This is a genomic window from Winogradskyella sp. MH6, assembly GCF_022810765.1.
Classification (GTDB): Bacteria; Bacteroidota; Bacteroidia; order Flavobacteriales; family Flavobacteriaceae; genus Winogradskyella.
The window spans coordinates 619,705-628,870 of record NZ_CP094494.1; the positions used below are offsets into that span (position 1 = coordinate 619,705).

The following is a 9,166-nucleotide window of genomic DNA, read 5'->3' on the forward strand; positions in this document are numbered from 1 at the left end:
CTATAAAAACAAATCTTTATTTAATGTAAGCGGTGGATATTTACCTAAATACTCTTGCTTTAATTTCTTTGTTTGATGTTTTCTAAATTTGGTTCTTATATCTTTTGAAAACGAATTAATAAATTCGTTTTTATTTAAAACATTGTTGTTTAACTGTTCCATCAAAGACACCTTCTGTTTACCTGTTTGACTCTCAATATGTGCATAAGGTTTTAAAATTAACTGGTGGTTTTGCTTTTCCAGATGATCTACATAAACTCTAAACCCAGCTAACCAAAGCCAAATATCATTAGCCCTACCTACTCTAACTTCGCTTGACCTAATAATCTCCCTAAGTTCTTTTATACTATTGATGTTGAATATCTGAAACTGATTGAACCAATCTAAATCTATCAGATTTTCTAAATCTGCTCTTAACTCATTCTTTGCCCATTTGGTATATTCATGGTAATGTAGCCTTAACCCATTTACAGCACCTTGAGTTTTCCCACTTAGTGCTTTATTTGTTCTAGCCCATGGTAACTGTGCTAATTTTGGAAAATTGGTTTTAAACAGATGCTCATACATTTCATTACCTCTTACCGAAGGGTGAAGCGACCAAATATATTTATATACTTTTGGTGATGTAAACATTTGGTAAATTTTAGCATTACCATTAATTACCGATAAGGCATTACAAAGCCCTCCTCTCATTCTATAACCTTGCATAAAATGCTCTCTTAACGCATAGGGTTTTGCATTAGGACTTCTATCTTGAAGTGCGTTTATATCCTGATATACTTGCTCTTGCCCATACTTTTGAGCTTCAGAATTAAGTAAATTAAATCTATCAATTGGTTTAGGCTTTTTTAGTTGTAGTAAATGAAGATTACTAAACTCAGCCCTACCTATAGAGTCTCCAAAACTACCAGCTATTACCAAAGCATCTTTTGGTAAATCTCTAAACCAAAGCATACTATGCAACATCTCTGGAGAATGCAACAAACCTAATTCTTTTGCTGTAACGTTTATATTTTCAAGGACATTATTTGGTTGAAGTGGTACATGTATCCATTCAAAATCCAAAATATTAGCAATATTCTTAGCATAAACTACATCTCTTGAATCTTCTAATCCCCAAGACACTGTTTTTGGCTTTTCTTTTAGCTCACCATTATCGTAAAGGTATTTAAAAACACCTACCGCAATCCTACTATCTAAACCACCTGAAAGTAGAATATATATATCCTTATATTCTCTGACTACTTCTCTAGCTTCTTCTACCAAAAGTTTAAAAAACACATCCGAAAGGACCTGAAATTGCTCTGTAAACAACCCATGTTCAGGCACTTTACTTAATACCACCTTGTTATCCCTAATATCTGAAAGCCATGGTTGGCGTTCAATCTGATGCAAAAGGGTTCTATTACCACATATATACCCAAAAGACAGATACGACTGAATGGCAGCAATATCTAGATTTACACTTGAAGATGTATTGGAAAGTGCTTCATTAAAACTATCAAAAACTAAGTTATTTGATAGAAATTTTGGTGATTGAAACAAATGCTCTGAAGTTTCTTTAAATGCCATTAATTTTTAATTTCTTTTTCTAAAAGATCTACAACAACTTCTCGATGTACTCTACTCCTAACAACATTTAAAAGTATTGCTTTGTTCTTTTTGTTATACAACCAATTGGTTAATCCAAGCTTTGAATTTAACTTCCTCAACCATTTACCATGTCCTCTAAAAATGCTATAATAGACTAACCTATACTTATTAATAAACTTGTTCCAAGCCTGTTCAATAAATACTTCATCGACTACATTCTTTTTCATTTCGTTGGACTTGGCAAAAAACTCAGCTTCTTCGTTTTTATTTAATTTTAAAATCCCTGGAAAACCTTGTTTAAAAGGTATTTGCTGAACTTCAGTTTTTCCGTCTGATAGTTCAACTTGTATTAAATATCCTGTTTTCCAATGATTGGTATTACGATTAACATAATCGAACATGAGATTACCTTGTCCGTAAAAAATATTTGATTGCCCATATCTTTCCCAAGCACCTGCTATATGAGAATGCTGGCATACCACCAAGTCTGCACCCATATCACATATGTATCTGCATATTTTTTGAAGGTTTGGTGAAGGATACTCATAATGCTCTTTACCCTCGTGTAACAAAACAATAGTGAAATCTACTTGATCTTTTAGATTTAATATGTCTCGTGTAACATCACATAAATCCATCGGATTAACCCCTGGCTTGTCTTTTTTAGCTACACCAAATTCAGTATCTGAAAACGACAAAATCCCAATTTTATATCTTTCATTAAATATTAATGGTTTCCTCGCACTACCTGCATCTACACCCGCCCCAACAGTTAATATGTTATTAATTTTACAAACTTCTAAAGTTTCTACTACACCCTCGTCTGAAAAATCACCCATGTGATTATTGGCTAGGCTAACTACATGAATGTTTGAATCTCTGAGTGACCCAGCCGCAAAAATTGGCCCTTTTAGATTTGCTCCAGATTTGGTTATTCTGGTAGTACTATCTGTTAATGGCACTTCAAGATTTATAATGTTTAAATCTGATGTATTAAAGTCTTCCTGAAAATTACCAAACAAAGCACTGTTCTCTTTAAAATAATCGTGATTAGTATTTATTGGGCTTACATCTCCTCCTATTATTATCTTCATCTCCTATGCTTAATTAACCTTAATATATATCTTAAAAAAAGTGGCACTGGAAAGTACATCCATTTTGTTTTTTGAGGTTTTGTTGCCTTGTAAAACTCTACAATTCTGTTAGGATTATACTTTACAAAATCTTTTAATTCTTCAACTTTTGCGTTGTTATTCTCTTCTAAATATGAGGAAAGTCTAGTGTTAAAATCGAAATTTGCCCTTTCACTAAAATTAGCCCATTTTACCTCATTAATGTTGTTTCCATCCACCATACAAAGGTCATCATTTTTTTTATTGTAAACGAATGTAGGAATGCCTTTAGCAATTGCTTCCATAGCACTGCGTCCCTGACCAACAAAAACATCTGCAACAGACAAATATTGTTTAGCATTAGAGGTATACTTTGTATTATCTAAAACAAGAATGTTTGCGCTGACCATTCGCTCTCTTAATGCTTCACTTTCAACAGAGCCAATACAGATAAACTTAGCGTCCTTTATTTGTTTTGCCGCTTTTATGAATGCTGTAAAGGATGTATTGTAATATTCTGAAACCCTTCCTATTCTGAGTACAACGGTACTCTTATCTTTAATAACTTGTAAGTCTGAACTTAATTCTGCCAGTGGAAAATCTATGATTCGGTTATCATAGTAATCTATGTGCTTTACTACTTTAAAGTTTTTGTAAAAATCATAGTTTTCCTTACTAATCAACCACATATTGGTTGCCTTTGGAAACCACTTTGCATTAACACCTCCACTTTTTGTAAGTATTAGCTTTATACCTTTATACTTTAAAGCTAATCGATAACCATATAGATAAGCCCACTGATCGAAACAGTGAATCACTTCTACATCTTTAACACATTTTACCTTTGGCATCCATTTAAAATCGATTCTGGTTGTTTTTGCCTGAAAGTGCTGTAATACAAATGGTATTTTTTTGCCCACAACAAGCAAGTGATATTCGCCTTTGTAACCATTAATATATGTAGCCAAAGTATTAAAATGACCTCCTTTACCCTCTCCCCAAGTAGATACTATAAATAAGACCATGTCTTGTTTTTAATTACTCTAAACACTTTTCTCTTAAAGTCTAACATTTTTGACACCTCTAAATACTTTACATCTTCAATACCAACATTAAATTTTGACCTGAAAGCTTCACTACTTATATAATCATACAACTCCCAATCTTTCTGATTGTTGTTGTGTATATCTTCTTTGAATTGCAAAATTATCTTGTTAGCTTTTTTAGAAGACACACCTTTCATATCATGCTTTTTGTACATGCTTAAGCGATTATTAAATACCGTTGCATTTAATTCTAATAAACTTTGGTTAAAGGTTTTCATATCGCCAACATAAGCCATTTTATCTAATACGTTTTTAGCCTCCACAACATCGCCATTAAGAGACAATGCTTTTGTAATAAAATTATGGTAATAGTCTTCTTGCAAATATTCCTCAAAAGTTCTTACAAGATTCATCTTTGAAAATTGATGCAAATAATGGCTTACGTACCTTTCGGATGGATTTCTTAAAAAGGTAAAAGCACTACTTATATTTTGAGCATCTAATCTATAAGGCCTGATAGCATGGCCGCCTATTCCGTTAACAAAATAAGACTTAAAAATCTTATTGGTATCTTCTTTTTGAAGTGGATACTCTTTCCCATTTGTATGAAACACCTTTGGGTTTAATACCCAATATCTAGAATCGTTGTACTCCAATATTTTATGCAAACTGGTTCCTGCACATTTTTCTATATGAACATATGCATAATTCTTCATCTAATGCTTTAATGTGTTTGTGTTATGGTTTCTCAATCTCTTTAATCTCTCAAGTTCTAAAAGCACGATTGGCAAAATAGCATAAATCATTTCTGCGGCAAATAAGTTAATTGAGTATAACGAACTTAACCCACTAGCGACCAACCAAATCTTTAGTACCATGCCATAATATTCTTTTCTAAAAAAACGATATAACTTGTATACTCTATAATAAAATAATATAAGGATGACAAGACCTATAAGACCAAAATCAAAAAAGAACTCTAAAACATCACTATGTGCTACAATTTTGTGACCTATTGTTTTTTGAAAAAACTCTTTAGACGCATAAACTCCATTACCAAAAATGAACTTTAGTGGTTGAAAATTATCCAAAATCATATCTTCTGCAATAAGTCTAAACATTTGTCCACGACCAGAACCCGCAGAATCCACACTTTCTAAATCTTCTGATCGGCTTAGAAACACAGAAATATTTTGAATAAAATAGTAAGCACCAGCAGCCACAATAGCAATCCCTAGGATTAGTTTTTTTAGTTTCCCTTTTTTCTCCTTAAACAAGATATACAAGTAGTATATAACAAACGACAAACCAAACGCCAACAATGCCCCTCTTTTAAATGCTAAAACAATACCAATTGCTATGAGCAGTATTAAAACATTTTTTAATTTGTTTTGAAACAGTAATACCAAAGGAAAAAACTTAAGCAAATGATATGCATTATTAGACACAAAAAAGTCTTTAGAACCTTCCCATAGATTACGGTTCGTATAATCTCGTAGAACTACCAAGAAATAAATAAGTACGGCAGCAATAGTAAAATACTCTATATGCTTAGTTTTTATCACACCTGAAATTAAAGCCTGATAAAAGAAGTAAAACCCTGTTATCCAATACAATATTTTTATTACTGAAGTTATATTGTCTAATACCAAACTTAGATGCAGCAAGCTTAAAATTGTAAAAAGAAACAACAAATATTTAACCGCTTTACCAACTATAGATTGTGGTATTCTGTAGCCTTTAATGAGATTAGAAACAACAAACACCAACATAGTACCAAAAAAAGCTGCTCTACCAATTTGCGGCACTATTCTATCTACATTATCACCTTTTGACGGATACAGTAAATCTAAGAACGACAACAGCGTAAAGAAGAGTATTAATACCAGTCCTTTTTTTGATTTTGCTATACCCATTTAATTATCATTATTCTGTAAAAAAGCCTACTAAAGTTACTTCTCTTAGATTATACGTTGCTCAACCTCTAAATCTATACCAAAGTTAGCTTTTACTTGTTCTTTGGTGTGCTTAATAAGCTCTAAAATATCTTTACCTGTTGCATCACCAACATTTACAATAAACCCACTATGCTTTTTTGAGACTTCTGCCCCACCAATTCTATACCCCTTAAGACCAAGCTCATCTAACATGGGTCCGACAAAACGACCAGGAGGTCGTTTGTACACACTACCACAATTAGGATATTCTCTGGGTTGTTTTTCCCAACGTCTAGCTTTTGAGGCTTCCATTATTATTTTTATCTCTTCTGCATCTCCTACTTGTAACTGAAACCAAGCTTTTAGAATGACTTTATCCTTTTGTTTTTGAAACAGACTATTGCGATAGCTTAACTCTAAATCCTTACTGCTTTTTTCTTTAACCTGCATGTCTGCTAAATCGAGGTAACGTACCTTGCTTAAAATGTTTTTGGTCTCCCCTTCTTTGGTACCAGCATTCATCACTACAGCTCCACCAACAGAACTTGGTATATCGTAAAAAAACTCTGCGCCAGATAAGCTGTGTTTTTGTGCTACATTACTTACCTCATAAATGGTTGCGCCAGCTTCTGCTTCAATTACACGTGTAGCCTCATCTACCCTAAGTGTATTAAAATTACCATTAAAGATGATAAAATCTGCATCATAATACGGCTTAGAACAAATAATATTATGACCACTACCTAAAAGTATATAGTCTTGTTTTTTGGTATAAAGTGCAATAAGATCTGCTTCACTTTCTGGAAAAAAAGCATTCTTACAAATCGCTTTTATTCTATAGGCGTTATAATTTGTTAAATCAAAATCTTTATACGCTATCATAACTTACTTCTTTACTTTTTTAAGAATTTGAATGATTGGCTTAAAATCTGATTTCTTATATCCTAGAATCTCTTTAACTGGTATGCTTACTTCTTTACTGTAAAAATGTATAAATAATATTGCCGCAATTGTGTAGCTTATTGTAGAAGCCAAAGCAGCACCAGAAGCACCTTGTTGCGGTATAAAAATAAAATTTAAAACAACATTAATCGCTAAAGCAGGTAGCATTGCTTTTAAAGATACCCAAGGTTTTCCTTTTCCAGATAAATCCATATTTATCACTTTAAAAATAGTCAACAAAACTACACCAGGCAATAATACATTTAGAACTAAGACACTATTAACAAATGCTTCACCATACATTAAGACTATAATTTGTTTTGAGAGGAGAAATAATAATAAAGCCCCAATACCTATAATTAAAACTGAAAGCCGCAGCAATTGCGCAACCTTAATTGAAAAGGCCATATCGTTTTTTGAAACTGCACTACGTGCAAAAACAATAGTACTCAATAACATTGGAATTTGCCATAGATATTCTGTAACGCTAACACCTTTAGAATAAATACCAGTTTCAAAAGCAGAACTCAACCTATCTAACAAAATGACATCTATTCTATAATTTAAATTTATAACTAAAAGTGCTATTGCATAAACTACCCCTAAAGATAACATTCGTTTAATAATTACCCAATTGAAATCAAATCCAAAAGCTTTAATAAACTTATTTTTGAAGAGTAACACTAAGCTTATAAATGCAGGACCAGCAATCATAGCTATTAAATAACCAGAAATCCCAAAGGACAACCAAAGCACTAGTACAGCAGTGACCAATAATATTAAAGCCGTTGGTATCCAGTTAATTTTATTAAAACTACTTATCTCGTTCTTTCCTAAAAAAATCCCTGAATTGTATGTGTTAAATAGTTTAAATGGTATTGGCATTAACGCCAACAGTACTAACCACAGATTTTCACCAGACTTACTGAAATATCGGATGAGTATAAAACACACTATAACACTAAAAACTGTCGTAATAAACCATATTTGGGTTATGGCTTTTTTTACCTCATTCTCAGTAAATATTCCTTTACCTAAAAAATAGGTGGTAGATTGTCTGATTCCTAAAGAGCCTATAGACATAAATAATGAAGGATAAACCAGTAATGCTGCGATAATACCATTTCTTTCTGGTCCTAAAACTCTTGCAACAATTATAGATGTAGTAAGTCCAAAAACTATAATCAATACTTTTGAAACACCTACACTAAAAATATCTTTTAAAAATGAATTCAAAATAAAAGCATGTAATTACAAAGATACCCCAAGCCCATTCAATTTATCATGTAGGTTTTCATATCCTCTACCAATTTGCCAAGCATTTTCAATGGTGGTTTCTCCTTCGGCAGTTAGTCCTGCTAAGACCAATGCGATACCTGCTCTAAGATCTAAAGCTGTAACTGTAGCGCCATTAAGCGGATTACCACCATGTATTTTGAGTAAGTCTCCCTCTATTTGATAATCCATTCCCATTTTGGCTAATTCTTCGGCATACCCATAACGCCCAGGAAATCTTAAATCTATAATACGAGATTCTCCTTTGGATACCGCACCAAACACAGCAAACAAAGGTTGCATATCTGAGTTGATACCTGGATATGGGCCTGTACTAATATCTATAGGATAAGCTTCGCCTCCTCTTACAATCAACGAATTCTCACCTCTGTAAAACTGCATACCACTTTCTCTTAAGTGTACCAAAGGTACTTCGAGATGCTCAAAAGGAAAATCTAGTATTTCTACATCTCCATTGGTTACTACAGCACCAATAGCCCATGTTAGTGCTTCCATATTATCTGGTATAACACTATGCTTTACACCGTTTAATTTTTCTACACCTTCTATAACAATACATTTTTGACCAAAGACCTTAATTTTTGCTCCCATTTTATTGAGCATGGTGATAAGGTCTATAATTTCTGGTCGTATATGTGGATTCCAGACTGTTGTTGTTCCTTTTGCTAAGGATGCGCACAGAATGGCATTTTCTGTTGCACCAGTAGAGCGCATTGATAAGTGGATATCTCCTCCTTGAAGTCTACCGTTAGCTTTTGTACACAGATAACCATCTTCTTCCCAAACTTTGGCTCCCATTTGCTCTAAAATCATGACGTGCAAATCGTACTTGCGCTCACCTAACTTACAACCACCTGGTAGTGGCACTTTACCTTGGCCAAATCTGGTGGTTAATGTACCAAGAATTAGTAAAGAGTTTCTTATGGAGCGCTCATCCCATAAAAGCTCTGGGTTAATGGTATTCTCTGTTATTTTTAAATACCTATCTCCTTCCTCGCAGGTTTTACCCATTTTATTGAGCATCTTAATATGTACCTGCATATCTAACAACCCAATAGGTGCATTAGAGATTTCAACTGTTTCATCTGTTAACACAGACGCCGTAAGTAGTTTAAGCCCACTATTTTTAGCACCACTTAATCTTACCTGACCTTGAAGTTGTGCTTTTTGTATTTTGAGTATATCCATTTTTTTTGTAAAAAAGCCTGATCAACCTCTGGTATCTATATAAAAAAGATTA

8 protein-coding genes are annotated in these 9,166 nt (G+C 33.2%); all 8 read right to left on the reverse strand.

Features of this window, described 5'->3' with window-relative positions; all coding sequences use genetic code 11:
* From MST30_RS03000 to murA, 8 genes are read right to left on the reverse strand one after another with little or no spacing between them, the layout of a single operon-like run.
* Positions 1 to 1,572 carry an asparagine synthase-related protein gene (locus MST30_RS03000; protein WP_243472932.1) on the reverse strand — a complete coding sequence of 524 codons (1,572 nt, stop codon included), beginning with the start codon at positions 1,570 to 1,572 and terminating at the stop codon, positions 1 to 3.
* Complete coding sequence (locus MST30_RS03005; protein ID WP_243472933.1) at positions 1,572 to 2,687, reverse strand: CapA family protein; 1,116 nt, start codon at positions 2,685 to 2,687, stop codon at positions 1,572 to 1,574. The genes MST30_RS03000 and MST30_RS03005 overlap by 1 nt, the downstream gene beginning before the upstream one ends.
* On the reverse strand, positions 2,684 to 3,730 hold the full coding sequence (locus tag MST30_RS03010; protein WP_243472934.1) for a glycosyltransferase family protein: 1,047 nt from the start codon (positions 3,728 to 3,730) through the stop codon (positions 2,684 to 2,686). Before MST30_RS03010 ends, MST30_RS03005 begins: the two co-directional genes overlap by 4 nt.
* A complete protein-coding gene (locus MST30_RS03015) occupies positions 3,715 to 4,467 on the reverse strand; it encodes a sulfotransferase family 2 domain-containing protein (RefSeq protein ID WP_243472935.1) in 753 nt (250 codons plus the stop codon). Before MST30_RS03015 ends, MST30_RS03010 begins: the two co-directional genes overlap by 16 nt.
* Positions 4,468 to 5,667 (reverse strand): O-antigen ligase family protein, encoded by a 1,200-nt coding sequence (locus tag MST30_RS03020; RefSeq protein WP_243472936.1) that lies wholly within the window; start codon positions 5,665 to 5,667, stop codon positions 4,468 to 4,470. It lies immediately after the preceding gene.
* A 45-nt stretch (positions 5,668 to 5,712) separates the two neighbouring features.
* On the reverse strand, positions 5,713 to 6,570 hold the full coding sequence (gene murB / locus MST30_RS03025) for a UDP-N-acetylmuramate dehydrogenase (protein ID WP_243472937.1): 858 nt from the start codon (positions 6,568 to 6,570) through the stop codon (positions 5,713 to 5,715).
* A gap of 3 nt (positions 6,571 to 6,573) precedes the next feature.
* Positions 6,574 to 7,866 (reverse strand): oligosaccharide flippase family protein, encoded by a 1,293-nt coding sequence (locus MST30_RS03030; RefSeq protein ID WP_243472938.1) that lies wholly within the window; start codon positions 7,864 to 7,866, stop codon positions 6,574 to 6,576.
* A 15-nt stretch (positions 7,867 to 7,881) separates the two neighbouring features.
* A complete protein-coding gene (gene murA, locus MST30_RS03035) occupies positions 7,882 to 9,114 on the reverse strand; it encodes a UDP-N-acetylglucosamine 1-carboxyvinyltransferase (RefSeq protein WP_243472939.1) in 1,233 nt (410 codons plus the stop codon).
* Positions 9,115 to 9,166: the final 52 nt, after the last annotated feature.